The organism is Streptomyces sp. NPDC058619 (genome assembly GCF_042717785.1).
Classification (GTDB): domain Bacteria; phylum Actinomycetota; class Actinomycetes; order Streptomycetales; family Streptomycetaceae; genus Streptomyces.
Genome location: NZ_JBHXQN010000001.1, coordinates 149847 through 170444, shown reverse-complemented (window position 1 = coordinate 170444; position 20598 = coordinate 149847). Strand labels below are relative to the sequence as shown.

The 20598-nt window shown below is 74.0% G+C and carries 17 protein-coding genes; 9 read left to right on the top strand and 8 right to left on the bottom strand.

Annotation, left to right across the window (positions count from 1 at the left end; translation table 11 throughout):
* The first annotated feature begins 200 nt into the window (after positions 1–200).
* The 3 genes from ACFWTC_RS00810 to ACFWTC_RS00800 all read left to right on the top strand — a co-directional run bounded on the left by ACFWTC_RS00810 (position 201) and on the right by ACFWTC_RS00800 (position 2921).
* Positions 201–1031, top strand: coding sequence for a class II aldolase/adducin family protein (locus ACFWTC_RS00810; protein WP_383917581.1), 831 nt, complete (start codon positions 201–203; stop codon positions 1029–1031).
* A 102-nt stretch (positions 1032–1133) separates the two neighbouring features.
* Positions 1134–2390 (top strand): hypothetical protein, encoded by a 1257-nt coding sequence (locus ACFWTC_RS00805; RefSeq protein WP_383917578.1) that lies wholly within the window; start codon positions 1134–1136, stop codon positions 2388–2390.
* Between the two features lie 18 nt (positions 2391–2408).
* Positions 2409–2921 (top strand): DoxX family protein, encoded by a 513-nt coding sequence (locus ACFWTC_RS00800; RefSeq protein ID WP_383917575.1) that lies wholly within the window; start codon positions 2409–2411, stop codon positions 2919–2921.
* Here the strand turns inward: ACFWTC_RS00800 and ACFWTC_RS00795 are convergent.
* Positions 2867–3091: a hypothetical protein gene (locus tag ACFWTC_RS00795; protein WP_383917573.1), complete on the bottom strand. Its 225-nt coding sequence runs from the start codon at positions 3089–3091 to the stop codon at positions 2867–2869. The genes ACFWTC_RS00800 and ACFWTC_RS00795 overlap by 55 nt on opposite strands.
* Positions 3078–4382 (bottom strand): PspC domain-containing protein, encoded by a 1305-nt coding sequence (locus ACFWTC_RS00790; protein WP_384025933.1) that lies wholly within the window; start codon positions 4380–4382, stop codon positions 3078–3080. Before ACFWTC_RS00790 ends, ACFWTC_RS00795 begins: the two co-directional genes overlap by 14 nt.
* A gap of 131 nt (positions 4383–4513) precedes the next feature.
* On the opposite strand from ACFWTC_RS00790, the gene ACFWTC_RS00785 reads away from it, so the two are divergent.
* The 3 genes from ACFWTC_RS00785 to ACFWTC_RS00775 all read left to right on the top strand — a co-directional run bounded on the left by ACFWTC_RS00785 (position 4514) and on the right by ACFWTC_RS00775 (position 7772).
* Positions 4514–5815 (top strand): PspC domain-containing protein, encoded by a 1302-nt coding sequence (locus ACFWTC_RS00785; RefSeq protein WP_383917567.1) that lies wholly within the window; start codon positions 4514–4516, stop codon positions 5813–5815.
* A gap of 11 nt (positions 5816–5826) precedes the next feature.
* Positions 5827–6519 carry a LuxR C-terminal-related transcriptional regulator gene (locus ACFWTC_RS00780; protein WP_383917564.1) on the top strand — a complete coding sequence of 231 codons (693 nt, stop codon included), beginning with the start codon at positions 5827–5829 and terminating at the stop codon, positions 6517–6519.
* Positions 6520–6668: 149 nt separating this feature from the next.
* Complete coding sequence (locus ACFWTC_RS00775; RefSeq protein WP_383917561.1) at positions 6669–7772, top strand: alpha/beta hydrolase; 1104 nt, start codon at positions 6669–6671, stop codon at positions 7770–7772.
* A 66-nt stretch (positions 7773–7838) separates the two neighbouring features.
* On the opposite strand, the gene ACFWTC_RS00770 is transcribed toward ACFWTC_RS00775, so the two are convergent.
* Positions 7839–8909, bottom strand: a complete 1071-nt coding sequence (locus ACFWTC_RS00770) for an NlpC/P60 family protein (RefSeq protein ID WP_384025936.1) — start codon at positions 8907–8909, stop codon at positions 7839–7841.
* 187 nt (positions 8910–9096) lie between these two features.
* The gene (locus ACFWTC_RS00765; RefSeq protein WP_383917555.1) at positions 9097–10002 is read right to left on the bottom strand and encodes an alpha/beta fold hydrolase; all 906 of its coding nucleotides are present in this window, start codon (positions 10000–10002) and stop codon (positions 9097–9099) included.
* A 130-nt stretch (positions 10003–10132) separates the two neighbouring features.
* On the opposite strand from ACFWTC_RS00765, the gene ACFWTC_RS00760 reads away from it, so the two are divergent.
* Together ACFWTC_RS00760 and ACFWTC_RS00755 are read left to right on the top strand one after the other, a co-directional pair.
* Positions 10133–10450, top strand: a complete 318-nt coding sequence (locus tag ACFWTC_RS00760; protein ID WP_383917553.1) for an ArsR/SmtB family transcription factor — start codon at positions 10133–10135, stop codon at positions 10448–10450.
* An 82-nt stretch (positions 10451–10532) separates the two neighbouring features.
* Positions 10533–13172, top strand: coding sequence for an ATP-dependent DNA helicase (locus ACFWTC_RS00755; protein WP_383917550.1), 2640 nt, complete (start codon positions 10533–10535; stop codon positions 13170–13172).
* A 29-nt stretch (positions 13173–13201) separates the two neighbouring features.
* Here the strand turns inward: ACFWTC_RS00755 and ACFWTC_RS00750 are convergent, their stop codons facing one another.
* Both ACFWTC_RS00750 and ACFWTC_RS00745 read right to left on the bottom strand, forming a co-directional pair.
* Positions 13202–14983 carry a peptidoglycan DD-metalloendopeptidase family protein gene (locus ACFWTC_RS00750; RefSeq protein ID WP_384025938.1) on the bottom strand — a complete coding sequence of 594 codons (1782 nt, stop codon included), beginning with the start codon at positions 14981–14983 and terminating at the stop codon, positions 13202–13204.
* A gap of 78 nt (positions 14984–15061) precedes the next feature.
* Positions 15062–15892, bottom strand: a complete 831-nt coding sequence (locus ACFWTC_RS00745) for an esterase/lipase family protein (RefSeq protein WP_383917544.1) — start codon at positions 15890–15892, stop codon at positions 15062–15064.
* 186 nt (positions 15893–16078) lie between these two features.
* On the opposite strand from ACFWTC_RS00745, the gene ACFWTC_RS00740 reads away from it, so the two are divergent.
* Positions 16079–16480, top strand: coding sequence for a cobalamin B12-binding domain-containing protein (locus ACFWTC_RS00740; RefSeq protein ID WP_384025941.1), 402 nt, complete (start codon positions 16079–16081; stop codon positions 16478–16480).
* Positions 16481–17265: 785 nt separating this feature from the next.
* On the opposite strand, the gene ACFWTC_RS00735 is transcribed toward ACFWTC_RS00740, so the two are convergent.
* Both ACFWTC_RS00735 and ACFWTC_RS00730 read right to left on the bottom strand, forming a co-directional pair.
* Positions 17266–18846, bottom strand: a complete 1581-nt coding sequence (locus tag ACFWTC_RS00735) for a DUF5691 domain-containing protein (RefSeq protein ID WP_384025944.1) — start codon at positions 18844–18846, stop codon at positions 17266–17268.
* Between the two features lie 282 nt (positions 18847–19128).
* On the bottom strand, positions 19129–20472 hold the full coding sequence (locus tag ACFWTC_RS00730) for an SWIM zinc finger family protein (protein WP_384025947.1): 1344 nt from the start codon (positions 20470–20472) through the stop codon (positions 19129–19131).
* Positions 20473–20598: the final 126 nt, after the last annotated feature.

Genomic DNA, 20598 nt, shown 5'->3' with positions numbered 1-20598 from the left:
CGTCCCCCCCCCGGGTCCCCCCGCGGGGGTGGGGGCGGGGCCCGCCCCCCGGCGCCGCGGCGGCGGCCCCCCCCCCCCCCCCGGGGGGGCCGGCCCCGCCGCCGTTTTCGCCGGTGCGCGGCCCTGTTCTCCTCGCGCGGCGGCCAGTACCTTGCGCCGACGAGCGGCGGTGCGCGGACGACCGACGAGGAGAGCGAGCGATGGCCGACGAGACGGCGGCGGCGGACACAGGCCCCGGCCCGGTGCCGGACACGCGCCCCGGCACGCGGCCCGGCCCGGTGCCGGTGGACCGGCTGCGCTTCGACATGCCGCCCGAGCACGCGGACCCCGCCGACGAGCGCGCCCACCGCAAGGAGCGTCTCGCCGAGGCGCTGCGACTGCTGGGCGCCCTCGGGTACGAGGACGGGGTCGCCGGGCACGTCAGCGCGCGGGACCCGGAGTTCGAGGACTGCTACTGGGTGAACCCCTTCGGCCGGGCCTTCGCCACGCTGACCCCCGACGACCTGCTGCTGGTCGACGGGGACGGACGGGTGCTCCAGGGCGGGCGCCGCGTCAACGACCTGGCCTTCGCCGTGCACGCTGCCGTCCACCGGGAGCGCCCCGGGGCGGTGGCCGTCGTCCGCGCGCAGGGCCCGTACGGCAGGGCGCTGGCCGCGCTCGGCGAACTGCTGGCCCCGATCACCCAGGAGGCCTGCGCCTTCTACGGGGACCACGCGCTCCTCGACGAGTGCGCCGGGGTCGAGGACCCGCGCCGCATCGGGCGGGCGCTGGGACCGTACAAGGCGCTGATCCTGCGCAACCGCGGACTGCTGACGGTCGGTGACACGGTCGATGCCGCCGTCTGGTGGTTCGTCGCGGCCGAGCGGGCGGCGCAGGTGCAGCTGACCGCGCGGGCGGCCGGGAAACCGGTGCCCGTCGACCACCGCGGGGCGGTGCTCATGCGCGAGCGGTTCGGGTCCGATCTGGCCGCCTGGGCGAACTACCAGCCGTTGCGCCAGACGGCCCCGCGACCGGTGGCGTCAACATCATGAACCGCTAATCACCTGCTCTGACATCGTGCGCAATCCGGAGCACTGCCGCAGTGGTGCACAATTCGCTGGCATTGCACCGTAGTTCAGAGAGGCGGCACGCACGTGGCTGTCCAAGAGATCTCCCGAAGTACCCACACCACTGCCTGCGCCTGCGAGGAGTGCGCACGGGAAGGGCACCGGCGCGCCGTCGCCGCGTTCCTGGAGAAGCGGGACGAGTTCGCCGCCGGCCACGGCGTGCCGGCCGCCGTCGCCCACTCCCTCGGCGCGTCCCGGCAGTGGGTCTCCGACGAGCTGACCCTGTCGGCCCGCACCGTCGCCGACCGGGGCCGGGAGGCCGGGAACTCCTGGCTGTACCGGTTCTCCCAAAGGGCCGTGCTCGCCGTCTGGATCGCCGCCGGCGTCCTGCTGCTGGTCCAGGTCGCCGCCGCGCTCGGCACCGGATGGTCCACCGCGCGCACCGCCGGGCTGCTGGCGGCCCTGCTGCTCGCGGGGCTGCTCACCCTCGCGGCGCGCGCCCAGTCCGTGCGCGGCGGGCTGCTGGCACCGCTGGTCGGCGAGGACAACCGGCTCTCCACCTCCAAGGCCGTGCCGAGCGCCTGGGTGCTGCTGGCGGGGTTCGCCGCGCTGCTGCCCGCGCTGCGGCTGGCGGCGTCGGTGCCCGGCCCCGAGCGGCAGGCCCTGTACGCGGGGTTCGCCCTGGAGGGCGCGCTGCCGCTGCTGGCGGTCGTCGCGCTGACCTCGACGGTGGCCGTACTGGTCCGCCGGGTGGTCTCCGTACGCATCATGGGCCAGCGGCTGCAGAAGCTGCCCGCGGACCGGCCGCGCGGGGCGGACCTGCTCACCGACGACGCGGGGCGCGGCTCCTTCCCCGACGCGCAGTACGTCCTGGTCTCGGCGGTGGTGCTGGTCCACGCGGCGGTGTCGCTGGCCCGCTTCCCGGACCGGCTGCCCCGGCTGCCGTGGGCGCTGGCCCTGCTGGTGGCGCTGTCGGCCGCCGTCTACCTGGCGGCCAAGTACGCGGAGGGCAGCCGCCCGCTCGTGCTGTCGGTGGTGCGCAGGCGGGAGCCCGGGGACCTGGACGCCGCCGTCCGCCCCGGGGACGACATCGAGATCCGCGGGGTGGGCTTCGTGCCGCCCGGGGCGCAGACCCCGGAGATGCTGGCCCGGCTGGTCGTACGGATCGGGGCGGTGCACGTGCACGTGCCGCTGGTCCCGGTGGCGGGCGGGTTCACCAACCCCTCGGACGCCGTGCTGACGGTGCCCGTGCCGGCGGAAGTGGAACCTGGGCGCGTGGACGTCCAAGTGGTGACCGCCGCAGGAGTGGAATCCAACCGCTGCACCATCGACGTGGCCGAGTGATCGGGGTACACATGTCGCGTGAATCGAACCGATGTACTTGACGTCGCCCCGTCGAAGCCCTCCCCGCTGAAGGAGCGCGCGACCCGGTACGCGCTGCTGCCCCTGCGGATCTTCCTCGGCGTGACCTTCGTCTACGCCGGCCTGGACAAGCTGACCGATTCCGCCTTCCTCGCCGCCACCGGCGACGGTTCCATCGGCGACCAGATGCGCGGCGTGCGCGACAGCTCCGCGATCCCGGCCATGGTGGACATGGCGCTGGAGGCCCCCGTGGCCTTCGGGACGGTCATCGCCCTCGGGGAGCTCCTGGTCGGCCTCGGGGTCCTGGCCGGCCTGCTGACCCGGATCGCGGCCCTCGGCGGAGCGCTGATCGCGCTCAGCCTCTGGCTCACCGTCTCCTGGGCGGTGTCCCCGTACTACTACGGCAACGATTTGGTCTACCTGATGGCCTGGACCCCGCTGATCATCGCCGGAGCCCCCTACTGGTCGCTCGACGCGCTGATCCGTTCGCGGCGGTCCCTGCGCACGGCGTAGGTCACCATCCCGAGCAGTGCGGCGAGCGACAGCCCGCCCACGGTCATAGGGATGACCAGGAACCACGGCAGATCGGCCCGGCCGGTCGCGTCGAGCAGGTAGAGCACGCCCGCGGCGATCAGGACGAGCCCCGCCAGGAGCCGTCCCGGCTGGAATTCATGACGCCGCACGGGCCACCTCCACCTGTCCCACACCCGTGTCCAGGTGCAGCTCGATCGTCCCGCCGGCCTCGGTGCCGGGGGAGGGGGGCAGCGTCGCCCCCTGGGTCTCGCCGCCGCGGCGGACACGGAAGTCCCGGCTGGTCTCACCGGGCAGGTGGATGTCGCCGAACCGGACCGACACGTCGGCCACGGCCGTCACCTCCCGCGGCACGATCACCTTCAGCCGGCCCGCGTCCAGGGAGGCGCGGACCGCCACGGTGGTCCCCTTCGGAACGTCCAGCCGGCTCAGGTCCAGCGTGGCGAGCCCGGTGCCCGCCTCGTACGAGGGCCGTACGTCGGCCACCGCGGCCGGCCGCCAGTCGACCCGGCGCCAGTCCGTGCCGATCTCGGCGGGCAGCGCCGACGCGCCCGCCAGCAGCCCGGCGGTGAGGAGTGCGAGGAGGAACGTGCCGAAGCCCGTACGCCCCTTGAACGAGCTGACCGCGAGCCCGAGGCCGAACACGGCCAGGGCCGAGGCCAGCCCGATCTGCAGGGCGTGGGTCATAGTGCCGCCCTCCCATACGGAGGACGCGGCCCCGGCCCCGGCCAGCACGGCCAGGACGAACACCCGGCCCCCGATGCCGCCGCGCGGGCGGACCGGGACGGAGGGCGCGGCCGGCGCCGCCGCGGCGCCGCTCCGGGCGTCGACCCCCTCGTCGTCGGGCCCCCACAGGTACCCCGTCCCGCCGACCGGGCCGGTGGTGCCGTCCTTGACCAGCGGATCCCGCCACCACGACGGGCCGCCCGGGGCGGGCGGCGCCTTCGTCTCCGGCGGGGCCGGCGAGTGCGCCGGCCGCTGCGAGGCGGGGGCCTCCGCCTCGGGGGTGGCGACCCGGCGCCGCTGCGACCAGTACGAGGCGACGCCCAGCGCCAGGATGACCAGGATCGAGAAGACCGCCATCTCGCCGTTGTCCAGCATCGACAGGAACAGCGCGCAGCCCACCAGGGCGGCGAACACCGCCGCGAGGGTGGCGCCCTCGACCCGGCCGGTCAGCAGCTTCTTCGCCTCGCTCTCCTCCTCGCCCTCCGGCGGGAGCAGCAGCCACGCGAAGCCGTAGAAGATCAGGCCGACGCCGCCGGTGACCGCGAGGACGCCGAGGAAGATCCGGAAGACCACCGGGTCCAGGTCGAAGTGCCGGCCCAGCCCCCCGCACACGCCCGCGAGGACCTTGTCGCGCCTGGCGCGGCGCAGGGGCGGCCGGGCCGCCGGGGGCGGTGCGGCCGCGGGGTCCGCCGGCGGGGCGTCGTGTACTTCGGTCATGCGTCCATGGTGACGGGCCGCGGCGCCCCGCGGCACCCGGCCCGACCCTGGCGCAACCCTGATATCCCCCCGACGGAACTGGGGGGATGCCCTGATGCCGGGCCCCCTCCGCGCGTGTGACCATCAGTGACATGCCCGCAGCCGCCGCACCCCGCACCCCGCACGCATCGGAACCCCTGCCCGAGCCCGCACCGCAGCGCAGGCTCTACCGCAGCGCCGACGGCCGGATGCTCGGCGGGGTCGCGCGCGGGCTCGCCGGCCACCTCGGACTGCCCGTGATCTGGGTCCGGCTGGCGTTCCTCGGCCTCTTCATGTTCGGGGACGGCCTCGGCGTCCTGCTGTACGCCGCGTTCTGGGTGTTCGTACCGCTCGGCGTCGGCGGCCGGACCGCGAACGGCTCCCTCTGGGAGACCTGCGCCGACGGCACCCGCCGGCTGCGCAAACCCGACCGCGGGCAGATCACCGCGTTGATCGCCCTGTTCATCGGCGCCGGCATCTTCATCTCCAAGGTCCAGCTCGGCGGCGAGTCCGGCCGGTACGTGTGGCCGACACTGCTCGTCGGCGCCGGCGTGGTCCTCGTGTGGCGCCAGGCCGACAACGCCCGCCGCGCCCACTGGAACGCCGCCGCCGGACGGCACGCCCGCCTGCTCCAGACCGCCCGGGCGCTCGCCGGCGTCGTCCTCGTCGGCGTGGGCCTGACCGTCTTCATCGTCGTACGGGGATCGGCCGCCCAGCTGGGCAACGTCCTCACCGCCACCCTCGCCGTCCTCGTCGGCGTCGCCCTGCTCGCCGGACCCTGGCTGATCCGGATGACGCAGGACCTCTCCGAGGAACGCCTGATGCGCATCCGCGCCCAGGAGCGCGCCGAGGTCGCCGCCCACGTCCACGACTCGGTGCTGCACACCCTCACCCTGATCCAGCGGGGCGCGGAGGACGCCGGCGAGGTGCGCCGCCTGGCCCGGGCCCAGGAGCGCGAGCTGCGGAACTGGCTGTACAAGCCCGAGGGCACCGGCAAGGACGAGGCCGAGGAGCCCACGACGCTGGCGGAGGCCGTGAAGAAGACCGCCGCCGAGGTGGAGGACCACCACGGGGTGCCCATCGAGGTCGTCGTCGTCGGCGACTGCCCGCTGGACGAGAGGCTGGCGGCGCAGGTCCAGGCCGCGCGCGAGGCGATGGTCAACGCCGCCAAGTACGGTGGCGAGGGCGGGCCGGTGCAGGTCTACGCCGAGGTGGAGGGGCAGACGGTGTTCGTGTCCGTACGGGACCGCGGGCCCGGCTTCGACATCGACGCGGTACCGGACGACCGCATGGGCGTACGAGAATCGATCATCGGCCGGATGCAGCGCAACGGCGGGACCGCTCGGCTGCGGTCCGCTCCCGACGGCGGCACCGAAGTCGAACTGGAGATGGAGAGGGCGGCGAAAGCAGCATGACCGGAGGCAGCATGTCCGACGAGAACACAGGCGCGGCACCGACCAGGCGGGTCCGGGTGGTCCTCGTCGACGACCACCGCATGTTCCGCACCGGAGTGCAGGCCGAGATCGGCGAGACCGACCGCACCGGCGTCGAGGTCGTCGGCGAGGCGGCCGACGTCGACCAGGCCGTCACCGTCATCACCGCCACCCGGCCCGAGGTGGTCCTGCTCGACGTGCACCTGCCCGGCGGCGGGGGCGTCGAGGTGCTGCGCCGCTGCGCCCCGCTGATGGGGGCCGCCGAGAACCCGGTGCGCTTCCTCGCGCTGTCGGTGTCGGACGCCGCCGAGGACGTCATCGGGGTCATCCGGGGCGGCGCGCGCGGCTACGTCACCAAGACCATCACCGGCACCGACCTGGTGGACTCGGTCTTCCGGGTGCAGGAGGGCGACGCGGTGTTCTCGCCGCGGCTGGCGGGCTTCGTGCTCGACGCGTTCGCCTCGACGGACGCCCCGCCGGTGGACGAGGACCTGGACCGGCTCACGCAGCGGGAGCGCGAGGTGCTGCGGCTGATCGCGCGCGGGTACGCGTACAAGGAGATCGCCAAGCAGCTCTTCATCTCGGTGAAGACGGTCGAGTCGCACGTCTCGGCGGTGCTCAGGAAGCTCCAGCTGTCCAACCGGCACGAGCTGACCCGCTGGGCCACGGCCCGCCGGCTGGTCTGATCCGCGGGGCGGTCTGACCCGCGGGGCGGTCCGAGCTGCCGGGACGGTCCGAGCTGCCCGGTCCGGGCCGGTCCGGTCCGGGCGTGTGATCCACGCCGCAGGGGGAGAGGGCAACCGGAAGGCGCGGCGCCGCCCTCTTCAATGGCGTGATGAGCCTGACGGGGACCCCCCTCTTCGCGGCGGCGGTCGCCCTGACCGTGATCGCCGTCGTCCTGCCGCTGACCGTGTGGAGCAGGGTGCGCGGCCCCGCCGCCGTGCGCGTCGCCACCCGCGGCACGATGCTCGTCTTCGCGCAGGCCACCGCCGTCGCGCTGGTGTTCATAGGCATCAACCGGGACATGAACTTCTACACCTCCTGGGGCGACCTGCTCGGCACCGGGAAGTACGTCACCGCCGCCCCCGACCTCGGCCCGGACGGGCTCGGCGGGAAGAAGACGCAGGAGGCGCCGAAGGTCCGCCAGCAGTTCCAGCCGGTGGACGGCCTCGGCGGCCGGGTCCAGAAGACCGAGCTCGACGGAAAGGTCTCCGGGGTCAAGGGCGACGTCCTGGTGTGGCTGCCGCCGCAGTACGACGACCCGGCCTACAAGGACAAGAAGTTCCCGGTGGTCGAGCTGATCCCCGGCATCCCGGGGACGGGCAAGTCCTGGTTCCAGGGACTCAAGGCGCACGAGGTGCTGGAGCCGCTGATGAAGAGCGGCACGGTGCAGCCGTTCATCCTCGTCTCGCCGCGCGCCATGCTGCTCGGCAACGGCGACACCGGCTGCGCCAACCTGCCCGGCAAGGTCAACGCGGACAGCTGGTTCAGCGTCGATGTCCGCAAGATGGTCGTCGACAACTTCCGGGCGTCGGACGAGGCGCGCACCTGGGGTGTGGCCGGGTACTCGGCCGGCGCGTACTGCGCCGCCAAGCTGGCCATCGCCCACCCCGACCGCTACGCCGCGGCCGTCTCGCTGTCCGGGTACAACGACCCGGGCCAGGAGCCGTCCTCGCTGGTCGCCCAGGACCCGGAGCTGCGCCGCACCCACAACCTGCTGAACCTGCTCAAGGCGGCGCCGGCGCCGCCCGCCGTCTCCCTGTGGATGTCCGGGGCCCAGAACGACGGCTACCTGTCGGGCATGGACCTCAAGGGCGCGGCGAAGAGCCCGACCGTGGTGCACGCGGAGAAGGTGACCGGCGGCCACAACCTCGAATCGTGGTCCAAGCAGCTGCCGCAGACCTTCGGCTGGCTGACCACGCAGGTCAAGGCGCCGTAACCAGGACGGGCAGAGCCGGGCACAGCTCGGCGCCGCCGGGCAGGTCAGGGACGGGCTAGGCGTGGGCTAGGCGGGGCGCGAGGCGCCGGCCCAGGGCATCGAGTCGAGCGGGGCGACCCGGACCGTCGAGCCCGGACGCGGCGCGTGGATCATCTGACCGTTGCCGATGTACAGGCCCACGTGCGTGATGCCGGAGTAGAAGAACACCAGGTCGCCGGGGGCCAGCTGGTCGCGGGAGACGCGGCGGCCGGCGTTGATCTGGGTGTACGTGGTGCGGGGGAGCGCGACCCCGGCCGACCGCCAGGCCGCCTGGGTCAGCCCCGAGCAGTCGAAGGACCCGGGGCCCGTCGCGCCCCAGACGTACGGCTTGCCGACCGCCCCGTACGCGAAGGCCACGGCGCGGGCGGCGCGCGAACCGTCGGACGGCGCCGGGGCCGCGCGCCGCGCGGGTACGGCTCCCGCGGCCGCGGGAGGGGCGGCAGCGGGAGCGGAGGCGGCGGCGGTGCGCGCCTCGTAGGCCGCCCGCTCCTCGGCGGTGAGCTTGGCCAGCTGCTGCCGGGCGGCGGCGAGCTTGGCCTCGACCTCGGCCTTGTGCCCGGCGAGTTCGTCCCGCCTGGCCCGCAGGTCGGAGGCCCGCCCGGCGGCCTGGGTCCGCAGTTTCCCGACCTCGTCCAGCCCGCGGCGCACGGCGGTGATCCCGGCGGCGTTGCGGTCGCCGGCGCGGGCGATGAAGGCGGCCTGGGCCAGGTACTCCTGCGGGTCGGCGGACAGCGCCAGCCGTACGGCGCTGCCCAGGGAGCCGCCGCGGTACTGGGTGGCGGCCAGGGTGCCGAGCGCGCCGCGGGCGGTGTTGAGCCGGTCGGTCCTGCGGGCGGTCTCGTCGCGCAGACCGGTCAGCGCCCGCTCGGCCTCGTCCGCCTGTTCCTTCGCCCCGTTGTACCGCTCGGTCGCGGCCTCGGCCTCCTCGTAGAGCCGGTTCACCTCCGCCTCGACCTGGGCGGGGGTGGGCCGGGGGTCGGCCTGGGAGGTGCCTTCGAACGCGGTGGCGGTGGCAGCGCCCGCGAGGGCGAGGGTGGCGGCGGTCCGTACGGTGCCGCCGGAGAACGGGCGCTGCCTGGGCTTTCGGTGACTGGCCACGCGGGCCTCACGTCCTTCCTCTGTCGGTGCTTGCTGGAGGAGGACGCTAGACCCGGAGGTAACGGGCAGATGACGGGTGATCACAAGTGGCCCGATACGGCCGGATGCGGCCGCTCCGGACCGGAGCGGATCGGCGCCGGAGGGCGGCGGTGAGGATATTGACCACCGCCGGTCCGACGCGGTGTGATCAGCCGAAGAATCGCGTGAGCTCGGCGACGACGGCCTCCGGCTGCTCCTCCGGGAGGTAGTGGCCGCTGCCGTCGACGCGGACGACGCGGGTGTCGGTGCCCAGCGCCGGGACGGCGCGGGCGAGCAATTCGTAGTTGCTGTGCTCGCCGCCGAGGGCGAGCAGCGGGCTGGTCACCGGGGCGTACGTGGCGAGGTCGGCGATGTCCCGGCCGAAGGTCCGGTACCAGTCGTTGCCGGCCCGGATCGCGTCCGGGGAGTCGTACGCGAGGGCGTACACCGCGCGGGAATGCGCGTCGACGGCGGCCGGATCGGCGGCGCCGTGGGTGAACAGCCAGTCCAGGAGGTGGTGGTAGCGGCCGGCGAGGAGCTGCTCGGGCAGGCCGTGCACCTGGTTGAGGGCGAACCACCACAGGTGGATGACCCCGGGCTGCGGGAGCAGGGTCATCCGGGCCCAGTCCTCGTCCGGGTGGGCCACGTCGAGGAGGGCGACGCGGCGGGTCGCCGCGGGGTGGTTGGCGGCGTGGGCGTAGGCGACCATCGCACCGATGTCGTGCCCGGCGAGGTGCGCCGATTCGATGGACAGGTGGTCGAGGAGGGCGTGGACGTCCGAGGCCATCGTCTTCTTGTCGTACCCGCCGACGGGCTTGTCGGAGCCGCCCATGCCGCGCAGGTCCACCGCGATCACCCGGTGGCGGCGGGCCAGGGCCGGCATCACCTTGTGCCACTGCCACCAGGTCTGGGGCCAGCCGCCGAGGAGCACGAGGGGTTCTCCGGCGCTCCCGGGGCCGCTGTCCACGAAGTGCAGGCGGGTGCCGTTGACCTCGGCGCGGCGGCTGGTGAACCCGCCGTCGAGGGAGGCGGCGAGGGAGGCGTCGTCGAGCGGGAGGGGGGAGTGCGCGGGCATGGGGGTGTCCTGGTGTCCTGGAGGGAATGACCGTACGAAGTTTTCGAACGATGTGGCGACTGTATGAGATTTTCGAATGGTCCGACAGGGGTGGTGGCCGGTCCGTACGAAATTTCCGTACAGTGGGTCCATGGCTGTCACTGCCGCCGAACCGGCCCACCCCGCCGCCGACCGCATCGCCCTGGTCGACGTGCTCGCGGCGCTCGGCCACCCCGTCCGGCTGGAGATCGTCCGCAGGCTGGCCTCCGGCGAGGAGGCCTTCTGCGGCGAGGTCGTGCCGGACCTGCCCAGGTCGAGCGTCACCCACCACCTCAAGGCCCTGCGCGAGAGCGGGGTGATCTGCCAGCGGCCCCGAGGCCGCAAGCTCTTCCTCGTGCTGCGCCGCGACGACCTGGAGTCCCGGTTCCCCGGGTTGCTGGAGCTCGTCCTCAACGACGCGGGGGCGTAGCGGGCAGGGTTCCCGGGCCGGATTCCGCGATTTTCCGGGCCCGGGACCGGCTGTCGGTCCCGCCCCCTAGACTCGGATGGCGATGAGCAGCCTCTTTGACGACAGTTTCCTGGCGGACTTCACCCCCTCCGACGAGGTCCCCCCGCCGCCCGAGGATCACGCCGCCCCGGAATCGGGCGCGCACGATCTCTTCGGTGGCCGGTTCGACATGCCCATGTCCGGGGACGCGTACTACCGGGACGGTGCCCCCAGGCCCGTCATCGACCCGGCGACGCTCCTCGAAGGCCTCAACACCGAGCAGAAGGCCGCCGTGGTGCACGCGGGCTCCCCGCTGCTCATCGTGGCCGGCGCGGGCTCCGGCAAGACCCGGGTGCTGACCCACCGCATCGGGCACCTGCTGTCGGCGCGGCAGGTCCACCCCGGCCAGATCCTGGCGATCACCTTCACCAACAAGGCCGCCGGCGAGATGAAGGAGCGCGTCGAGAGCCTGGTCGGCCCGCGCGCCAACGCCATGTGGGTGTCCACCTTCCACAGCGCGTGCGTGCGCATCCTGCGCCGCGAGTCCAAGCGCCTCGGCTTCACCTCCTCGTTCTCGATCTACGACGCGGCCGACTCCAAGCGGCTGATGGCGCTCGTCTGCCGGGACCTGGACCTGGACCCGAAGAAGTTCCCGCCGAAGGCCTTCAACGCCAAGGTCTCCAACCTGAAGAACGAGCTGATCGACGAGGAAGCCTTCGCCGACCAGGCCGCCGACGGTTTCGAGAAGACCCTGGCCCAGGCGTACGCGATGTACCAGGGCCGCCTGCGCGAGGCCAACGCGCTGGACTTCGACGACATCATCATGACCACCGTCCACCTGCTCCAGGCCTTCCCGGACGTCGCCGAGCACTACCGGCGCCGCTTCCGGCACGTCCTCGTCGACGAGTACCAGGACACGAACCACGCCCAGTACACGCTGGTGCGCGAGCTGGTCGGCACCGGCTACCCGGACCTGCCGCCCGCCGAGCTGTGCGTGGTGGGTGACGCGGACCAGTCGATCTACGCCTTCCGCGGCGCGACCATCCGCAACATCCTCCAGTTCGAGGAGGACTACCAGGACGCGACGACGATCCTGCTGGAGCAGAACTACCGCTCCACGCAGACGATCCTCTCCGCGGCCAACGCGGTCATCGAGCGCAACGAGAACCGCCGCGCCAAGAACCTGTGGACCGAGGCCGGCACGGGCGCGGTGATCACCGGCTACGTCGCGGACACCGAGCACGACGAAGCGCAGTTCGTCGCGGACGAGATCGACCGGCTGACGGACGCGGGCGACGCCAAGGCCGGCGACGTCGCGATCTTCTACCGGACGAACGCGCAGTCGCGCGTGTTCGAGGAGATCTTCATCCGGGTCGGGCTGCCCTACAAGGTCGTCGGCGGCGTCCGCTTCTACGAGCGCAAGGAGGTGCGCGACGTCCTCGCGTACCTGCGCGTCCTCGCGAACCCCGAGGACAACGTCCCGCTCCGCCGAATCCTGAACGTGCCCAAGCGCGGCATCGGCGACCGCGCCGAGGCGATGATCGACGCGCTCGCCATGCGCGAGAAGATCACCTTCCCGCAGGCGCTGCGGCGCGTGGACGAGGCCTTCGGCATGGCGGCGCGCTCGACGAACGCGGTGAAGCGCTTCAACGTGCTGATGGAGGAACTCCGGACGATCGTCGACTCCGGCGCGGGCCCGGCGGTGGTGCTGGAGGCGGTGCTGGAGCGTACGGGGTACCTCGCCGAGCTCCAGGCGTCGACCGACCCGCAGGACGAGACGCGGATCGAGAACCTGCAGGAGCTGGCGGCGGTGGCGCTGGAGTTCGAGCAGGCGCGCGAGGCCGCGGCGGCGGAGGCCGAGGCCGCCGCAGACGGCGCCGCCGCTCAGGATGCCGCCCCCGGCGGTGCGGGAGCGAGCGGCGCGGACGGTGTCGACGCGGGCGGTGTCGACGCGGGCGACGCGGCGGCCGCGGCCGCCGGGCCCGGGACGCTCGCCCAGTTCCTGGAGCAGGTCGCGCTCGTCGCCGACTCCGACCAGATCCCGGACGAGGAGACGGACGGCTCGGGCGTCATCACGCTGATGACCCTGCACACCGCCAAGGGCCTCGAATTCCCGGTGGTCTTCCTGACCGGCATGGAGGACGGGGTCTTCCCGCACATGCGCGCGCTCGGCCAGACCAAGGAGCTGGAGGAGGAGCGCCGCCTCGCGTACGTCGGGATCACGCGCGCCCGGGAGCGGCTGTACCTGACCCGCTCCTCGATGCGCAGCGCGTGGGGGACGCCCTCGTACAACCCGCCGTCGCGGTTCCTGGAGGAGATCCCCGCCGAGTACCTGACGTGGAAGCGCACCGGCGCCTCGCAGAAGCCGGCCGGTCCGATGCGCAGTTCCGGCTCGGGCTACGGGTCGGGATCGGGCTACGGGTCGGGCTCCGGCAGCGGCAAGGCGACCTTCGGGACCTCGCCCGAGTCGTTCCTGTCCTCGTCGCGCACGAAGTCGGGCCCCTCCGGCTTCGCCACGCGCCGGGCGACGGACAAGCCGGTCGTCGCGCTGGTGGTCGGGGACCGGGTCACGCACGACCAGTTCGGGCTCGGCACCGTCATGGAGGTCAAGGGAGCGGGCGCGGACGCGCAGGCCACCATCGACTTCGGGGACGACAAGCCGAAGCGGCTGCTGCTGCGTTACGCGCCGGTGCAGAAGCTGTAGGGCGGGGGCCCCGCCGCCTGGCGGTGGGGCTACGTGGGGTCCAGGCCGTGGTTGCGGAACCACGGCAGGGGGTCGATCGAGGCCCCGCCGCCGGGCCGTACCTCGAAGTGGAGGTGCGGGCCGGTGGAGTTGCCGGAGTTGCCGGAGTAGGCGATGACCTCGCCGGCCTTGACCTTGCCGCCCCGGATCTTGGTGCTGCTGAGGTGGCAGTACCAGGTCTCGGTTCCGTCGGCCGAGGTCACTATGGCCATGTTCCCGTAGGCGCTGTTGTACTGGGTGCGCACGGTGCCGTCGGTGGCGGCCATGACGGGGGTTCCGTAGGAGACCGGGAAGTCGATGCCGGTGTGCACGGACATCCACATGCCGCCGGACTGCCCGTAGCTGGCGCTGAGGCCCTGCTGGGCGACGGGGAGCGAGAACTTGGGGCGGGCCGCTTCCTTGGCCGCGGCCTCCTCCGCCTTCTTCTTCTTCTCCTCGTCCTGGCGCTGGCGCAGGTCGATGCGCTCCTGCGTGCGGCTCGCGCGGTCCGCGAAGTCGCCCGCGTCGGCGCTGAGCGCCGCCAGTTGGGTGTCGAGCTTGGTGTTCGCCGCGACCGGCTTCACCGAGGCCGGGTCGGGCGCGGCCATCGTGGTGGTCTCCTCGGCGGGCTTCTCCGTCCCGGTGAGACCGCCGACGGAGGCGGCGGCGACGCCCGCGACACCCATCACGCAGGCGGAGGGCACGGCCACGGTCAGCAGGGCGGAACGCTTCGCCGGAGTGCGGCGACGGCTTGAACCGCCGGCCGGCCGGGGGGCGGCCTTGGCCGCGGCGGCGCCCTTGGTGGCGGACCGGCGGGCGGAACGCGGGGGCGCCGGCGTCACCGGCATGGCCTGGGTGGGGAGGTCGTGGACCGCGGGGGGTCCGTCGGCGGCCGCGTGCGCCGCGTCGGTCTCGTCGGTCGCGTCGGGCCCGTCCGTCGCGTCGGAGATCACCTCGAAGACGGAGGTCTCGCTGTACTGCGCGAAGTCCGTCTCGGCGAAGTCCGCTTCGGTGACGGCGCCGGTGGCGGGCGCCGGGGTCTCGTAGGCGTACGGGGCGGGGGCCTCGTACGTCTCGTACGCGTAGTCCTGCGCGTATCCCGGCTGCGCGTACTCCTGCTGCGCCTGCGCCTGCTCCTGCTGCTCCGGGTGCTGTGCGTACTCGTACCCGTAGGCCGGCTCGGGCTGGGACGGTGCCGGGGCCTGGGGCTCCGCGACGGCGTTCCAGGTGGTGGCGTCGTAGGCGCCGGTCTCGGTGCCGATGCTGGTCCCGTAGTCCGGGACCGCCCAGTGGCCGGTCTGCTCGGCCGAGGTGTCGTAGCCGGACGCGGCGGGCTGCTGGTACTGCGTCTGGTACTCCGTCGCGTAGCCGGAGTGCTCCGCGCCCTGCGTGCTCCAGGCTTTCGCGTCCCACTGGCCCGCCGTGTCCTCCGGGATGCCCTGGCTCGGGATCGTGGAGAGGTACGGGTCCTGGGACGTCCAGGCAGTGGTGTCGTACGTGCCCGTCTCGTAGGCGCCGTACGTTGCGTAGTTGACCCCTTGACCCTGCGATTCATAGGAAACGTAGGACGAGTCACCAGCGAAAGTGGTGGTGGTCAGGCCGTCGTACCCGGTATCTGGGTACTGGCCCGACGGGGGGTGGTCGTTCACCAACTTCTCTTTCGCCTCGGCAGTGGGGGCCTGGGTGGCCGGGGAATGGGAGATTCCCCGGAGGAGAGCAGTGGCGCGACTGTACCCGCCGGTTACTGGCAACGACAATCTTCGACGGACTCCGGTATTCCCGGAACCGGGCATTCGGCCGTCTTTCGGTCGCCGAAAGACGCGGCCTTGGCCTTGAGTTCGAAATGCGTTCGACTGGTGGACGCCGAGCGGCTACGCGACGGAAGCCGCCTCCGGGAGCGCCGCGACGGCCGGCGCGGCTCCGTCGAGGGCGCGCCGGACCGCCGCGATGACCGTCGGGTGGGCCGGGAGCGCGAGGTGTCCGATCCCGGTGACGTGGACGTTCTCCACGCGCAGGTCCGGATGCTCGATCCGGGCCGTCCCGACGGGGGACATCACCGCGTCGAACTCGCTCCAGAACGCGACGCACCTGGTCGCGCAGCCGGGCGCGGGCGCGGCCAGCTCCGCCAGCACCTCGGAGTCGGGGCGCATCTGCCGCACCAGCGGGTGCGCGTTCATGAAGGGCGCGACGCGCGTGCCGGAGTGCGGGGTGCCGAGCGTGACGAGCGTCCGGACCCGGGCGTCACCGCCGAGGCGCTGCACGTAGTAGCGCCCGACCAGCCCGCCCAGGCTGTGGCCGACCAGGTCCACCCGCTCCTGACCGGTGCGTTCGCACAGTTCCTCGACGCGCCGGGCGAGGTGGCGGGCGGTGACGCGCAGGTCGCGGGTGAACGGCGAGTAGTTGTACGCCTCCACGTGCCGCAGGCCGTCCGCCCCGAGGGCGCGGCGCAGCAGGACGAAGACGGAGCGGTTGTCGTTGAACCCGTGCAGCAGGAGCACGGGCGGGCGGGTCGCGGCCGGGCGTGTCGCGTGCGGATGTGTTGCGTGCGGCTGTGTTGCGTGGAGGTGGGTCGCGTGCGGCGCGGCGGCGACCTTCTCCTGGAACACGCCGGTGGGGTAGAGCAGCAGGTGCCCGCCCAGCACGACCACCTCGAGCGCGCCCGCCCGCAGCGCGGCGCCGGACACGGGTATGAACAGCGCCATCGCAGGCCTCCCCTGAGCCTCTTGGGACGGACGCCGGCCGCGCCCCCGTGCCGTGCGGCTGTCGGCGCGGGGGCGCGGCCGGTGAATCAACGCCGTCCCACGTGTGATTTCCCCCTCCTGGTTGACCGCGAAACGGTGGTGTGCGCGATGCTGTACTTAACGTTCGTTCACTCGGGAGGCAGTGCGATGGGTGTGACCGGTCCGATCCGTGTGGTGGTGGCCAAGCCGGGTCTCGACGGCCACGACCGCGGTGCCAAGGTGATCGCGAGGGCGCTGCGGGACGCGGGCATGGAGGTCATCTACACCGGCCTCCACCAGACCCCCGAGCAGATCGTGGACACCGCCATCCAGGAGGACGCCGACGCGATCGGCCTCTCGATCCTCTCCGGCGCGCACAACACGCTGTTCGCGCGCGTCCTGGAACTCCTCAAGGAGCGTGACGCGGAGGACATCAAGGTGTTCGGCGGCGGGATCATCCCGGAGGACGACATCGCCCCGCTGAAGGCGAAGGGCGTGTCCGAGATCTTCACCCCGGGTGCGACGACGACGGCGATCGTGGACTGGGTCCGCGGGAACGTCCGCCAGTAGCCTTCCGGCCGGGTGCGCCACCCCCGGCCGCCCCCGACGCGTCCCGCCCGGCTGGGCAGGCCTGCGGGCTCGCGCCCGTTCGGGCTTGCCCGCCGGGGGTCGCGCCGGTTGGGCTCGCACCTGCTCGGGTCCTGCGTTGCGTCGGTTGGGCTCACACCTGCTCGGGTCCTGCGCCGCGTCGGACCGGGGCGCGTAGTCCTGCGTGCGCCGCGTCGGACCGGGGCGCGCTGCGCCGGTGCGCCTGCATGCGCTTGCGCTGCTCGGGCTCGTGTCCGTTCCGGCCTCCGCTGAGCTGCGCGCGCTTACGCCGGTTGGGCTCGGGCCTGCTCCGGCCGGCCCGTTCGGGTTTGCCCCAGCTCCGGATCCGGCTCCTGCGCCCGTCCCGGTCTGTCCGGCCGGCCTCCTGCGCCCGTTCTTGGTCCTGCGCTCGCGTCGGCCCGCGCTGCATCGGGCCGCGCCGATGCGGCCGATTGCGGTCGCGCCGGTCGGGCTCGGGACCCTTCCCGTCCTGCGCTCGCGGCGGGCCGGGTTTGTGCGTGGCCGATCCGGCCCGCGTGGGGCGGGTGCCCGCGCCGGGGACGGCCTGCCTGCGCCGGCTCGTTCCGCCCCGAGCCCGCGTCCGCCCGCGTCCGCCCGCGTCCGCCCGCGTCCGCCCGCGTCCGCCCGCGCCGGGCTGCGTCTCTTGCGCCCTTCCGTCCCACCGTCGCGCCCGGCCTGGTGCGGGTTCGTGTCTGCTCCCGGCCGGGGGCCGGGGGCCGGGAGGGGGCCGGTTCGAGGTGGTGGGGTCAGGCCGGGGTGAGTTCTGCGAGCATCGTGGCGCGCAACCGCATCGTGGCCGTGAGCCGTTGGAAGGCCTCCGCCCAGTACGCGGCGGCCCCCGGCGACGCGTCCGGCGGATCCTGCCCTGCCGCGGTCAGGGTCTCCAGGGGCCCGGCCTCCGCGGGGTCGAGGCAGCGTTCCGCCAGGCCCATCACGCCGCTGAAGCTCCACGGGTAGCTGCCCGCCTCCCGTGCCGAGTCCAGTGCCTCCACCACCGCCCGGCCCAGCGTCCCGGTCCACGGGACCACGCAGACGCCGAGCAGCTGGAACGCCTCCGAGAGGCCGTGGGCCCGTATGAACTCCGCCACCCACGCCGCCCGTTCCCTCTCCGGCAGGGTCTCCAGCAGCTTCGCCCGCTCCGCCAGGGACGGCGTGCCCGGCCCCGCCGCGGGCGGCGCGGACGGCGCGCCGAGCAGGGCCCGCGACCACGGCGCGTCGCGCTGGCGCACCGCCGCCCGGCACCATGCCGCGTGCAGCTCCTCCGCCCAGCCCTCGCCGGAGGCCACCGGCAGCGCCACGATCTCCTCCGGTCCGCGTCCCCCGAACCGCCCGCCCCAGCAGGACAGCGGCGCCGCCTCCACCAACTGGCCAAGCCACCAGGCCCGTTCGCCGCGACCGGCGGGCGGCCGGCTGACCACGCCGTCCCGCAGCATTCCCGCGTCGCACTCGGCCGGCGGGACCACCCCGTCGGGTCCCACGCAGGCCAGCGCCCGCTTCGCCATCCGCGCCGCCAGCGCCGAACGCGGCAGCGCCGACAGCAGCTCGGCGGCCGTCGCCCGGACGTTGCGGCTGCGGTCCCCGAGGGCCGCCTCCAGGAACGGCTCGTCCGCCCCGGACAGTCCCGTCCGCAGCGAGTCCAGGAACATCAGCCGGTCCTCCGCGCGTTCCGTGGTCCAGGTCGTCTCCAGCAGCCGCAGCGCCGCCGCCGGCTCGTGTGCCCGTACGCGCCCCAGCAGGGCCACCCGCTCGGCGAAGAGGCCCTCCTGCCACAGCCGTTCCACCCCGGCGGGGTCGGTCGCCGCCGGCAGTTCCCCCGCGCCCCCCGCTCCGCCGCGCAGCGCGAACCGCCAGTCGGGGTTGAGCCGCGCCAGCCACAGCCCCCGCGAGCCGGCCAGGGCCAGCGCCTGGGGCCGCAGGTCCGTACGGGCCCGGGCGGCGTCGAGCAGCGCCGGTACGAGCGCGGCCGGTGCGCGGTACCCGTGCCGCCCGGCGGCGGCCAGCCACTGCGGCAGCAGCTCCGTCAGGTCGGGGGCGGCCCCCCGGCGGCCCGACCCGCTCCCGGCGGTCCGGCCGGCCAGCAGCTGCGCGAGGCGCCGCCGCGCCGCGTCCGGCGGGGCCGGACGCGGATCGCGGGGCGCGGGGTCGGGCCGGGCGGCCGCCTCGGCGGGCCGGAGCCCGGCCCGCCGCCGTACGGCGTGCACGGCGGCCGCGTCCAGCAGTGCCTCAGGCGAGCCGGCGGGGCCCCCGCCCCGCCGCCGGTCGGTGCCCAGCAGCGCGGCGGCGACCAGCGCCTCCCAGTCCCCGTACTCCTCGTCGGGCTTCTCCATCGGACCCCTCCCTCTCCTGTGCCGGTGCTCCGGTCCCGCCCCCTCCGCGGGACCGGAGCAGTCTGTGTACCGTCGTCCGTCGGTCCGTTCGCCTGCTAGCTGGCGTGGTTGTCGTTCACAAGAGCCCCCCGGCTGTCTCGTTGTCGCACGTCGGCGCCCCCGCGCCGCCGCTCCCTCCCCGTACGGCGCCCCCGCGCCGCGTACCGATCCCCTCCCCGCCGCCTCCGGCGACGGCATACGGGCCCCCAGGCCCCCTGCGATTTCCCCTTGTTCCCCGTCCCGTCAGACCAGCGGGACGGGCTCGGCCGAGCCCGGCTGCCAGGCCGTCAGCGGGGTGAAGCCCCGATGACCGCACTCGCCGAACACGGTCAGCGGGCCTCCGCCGGACAGTGCCGCCAGTTGCCACAGGCCCCCGCGGGACCGGCTGCCCGGCCCGGTGAGGGGCACCGGCAGGGCGCAGGTTCCCTGCGCGTCCGCCAGCTGCCAGCCGAGTTCGCCCGGCACCGGCACCACCGGCCCCAGCACCACCGGCCAGGACTCCAGCCAAGGGTCCTGGCGCAGCGCCGCCCCGTACGCCTCCAGCGCCGCCCCCGTGGTCACCCCGGCCGGAACCTCCGCGTACGGCGCCGCCGCCGCGGAACGCTCACCGAGGTCCGCCCGCAACCCCGCCGAACCCGGCCGGAAGCGGAGTTCCGCCTCCAGCACCAGCCCGACCGGCAGCGCCATCCCGGGCGGCCGCCCCGGCGGACCGAAGTCCAACACCATGGCGGGCCGCCCGCCCCCCAGCCCGTGCAGCCAGATCCGCCGGGTGGTGAGCCAGCCGTCCGGCGACACCGAGTCGTACTGGGCCAGCACCAGCCAGCGGTCCCGTACGGCCTCCCCCTCCCCGGAGGCCGGCAGTCCCACTCGGCTGCGCACGGTCGCAGCGAGCTGTTCCGGCAGCCCTTCCACCCCCAACCAGGCCCGGTCCAGCAGGTGCAGCAGCGCCGCCTCCTCCAGCATCCGTGCGGGCCAGCCGGGGCCGCAACTGGGTATCGTCCCCAACTCCCGCACCCGCCCCGCCAGTCCGGGTGCCTGGGCGTCGACCATGCGGGCGGCGGTCTCCTCCCACGCCGCGTACCCCGCCTGCTCCTGGCCCGCGAGGCCTCCGCGGAGCAGGTCGGTCAGCCGCTGCTCCAGCTCCGCGACCCCGGCGCCGACGCGCGCCGCCCGCCGCTCGGCCCGGCGCCGGGCCGCTTCCCCGTCCACCGGACGGGCCGGTCCCGCGGCCGCCCGCGCGGCCCTCTCCCCCCGCCCGGCGAGCCACGACGAAGCCCAGTCCGGCGCCTCGCCGGGCTCGCCCGCCCCCTCGGCCGACCAGAGCAGCAGCAGTCCCAGCGCGTGCTTGCACGGGAACTTCCGGCTCGGGCACGAGCACGTGTACGCCGGGCCCGTCAGGTCCACGACCGTCCGGTACGGCGTACTGCCGCTGCCCTTGCACAACCCCCATACAGAACCGGAAGCGGAACCTCCGATCTGTGACCACGACCCCGCCCCGCCGAGTCTGCCCCCCGCCTTGCGCGAGGCATCGTCAGGAGCCAGAGCCAGTACCTGTTCCGCTGTCCAGCGGACCCCCTGCTCAGTCATGTGAACCACCGTACGGAGCCCCACTGACAATCGCTCTGACCGGCAACAACGCTTCGAACAGGGCCCGTTGTCAGTGCCGTGGTGCACCGTGGACACAGCAGTCGGGAACGGCTGTCGAGCATTGGA

Bases quoted from the DNA above. Each gene is read 5' to 3' on its own strand.
- ACFWTC_RS00775 (WP_383917561.1), top strand. From the start codon at position 6,669: ATGAGCCTGACGGGGACCCCCCTCTTCGCGGCGGCGGTCGCCCTGACC.
- ACFWTC_RS00765 (WP_383917555.1), bottom strand. From the start codon at position 10,002: ATGCCCGCGCACTCCCCCCTCCCGCTCGACGACGCCTCCCTCGCCGCC.
- ACFWTC_RS00780 (WP_383917564.1), top strand. From the start codon at position 5,827: ATGTCCGACGAGAACACAGGCGCGGCACCGACCAGGCGGGTCCGGGTG.
- ACFWTC_RS00735 (WP_384025944.1), bottom strand. From the start codon at position 18,846: ATGGAGAAGCCCGACGAGGAGTACGGGGACTGGGAGGCGCTGGTCGCC.
- ACFWTC_RS00760 (WP_383917553.1), top strand. From the start codon at position 10,133: ATGGCTGTCACTGCCGCCGAACCGGCCCACCCCGCCGCCGACCGCATC.
- ACFWTC_RS00810 (WP_383917581.1), top strand. From the start codon at position 201: ATGGCCGACGAGACGGCGGCGGCGGACACAGGCCCCGGCCCGGTGCCG.
- ACFWTC_RS00750 (WP_384025938.1), bottom strand. From the start codon at position 14,983: ATGCCCGGTTCCGGGAATACCGGAGTCCGTCGAAGATTGTCGTTGCCA.
- ACFWTC_RS00790 (WP_384025933.1), bottom strand. From the start codon at position 4,382: ATGACCGAAGTACACGACGCCCCGCCGGCGGACCCCGCGGCCGCACCG.
- ACFWTC_RS00740 (WP_384025941.1), top strand. From the start codon at position 16,079: ATGGGTGTGACCGGTCCGATCCGTGTGGTGGTGGCCAAGCCGGGTCTC.
- ACFWTC_RS00730 (WP_384025947.1), bottom strand. From the start codon at position 20,472: ATGACTGAGCAGGGGGTCCGCTGGACAGCGGAACAGGTACTGGCTCTG.
- ACFWTC_RS00745 (WP_383917544.1), bottom strand. From the start codon at position 15,892: ATGGCGCTGTTCATACCCGTGTCCGGCGCCGCGCTGCGGGCGGGCGCG.
- ACFWTC_RS00755 (WP_383917550.1), top strand. From the start codon at position 10,533: ATGAGCAGCCTCTTTGACGACAGTTTCCTGGCGGACTTCACCCCCTCC.
- ACFWTC_RS00785 (WP_383917567.1), top strand. From the start codon at position 4,514: ATGCCCGCAGCCGCCGCACCCCGCACCCCGCACGCATCGGAACCCCTG.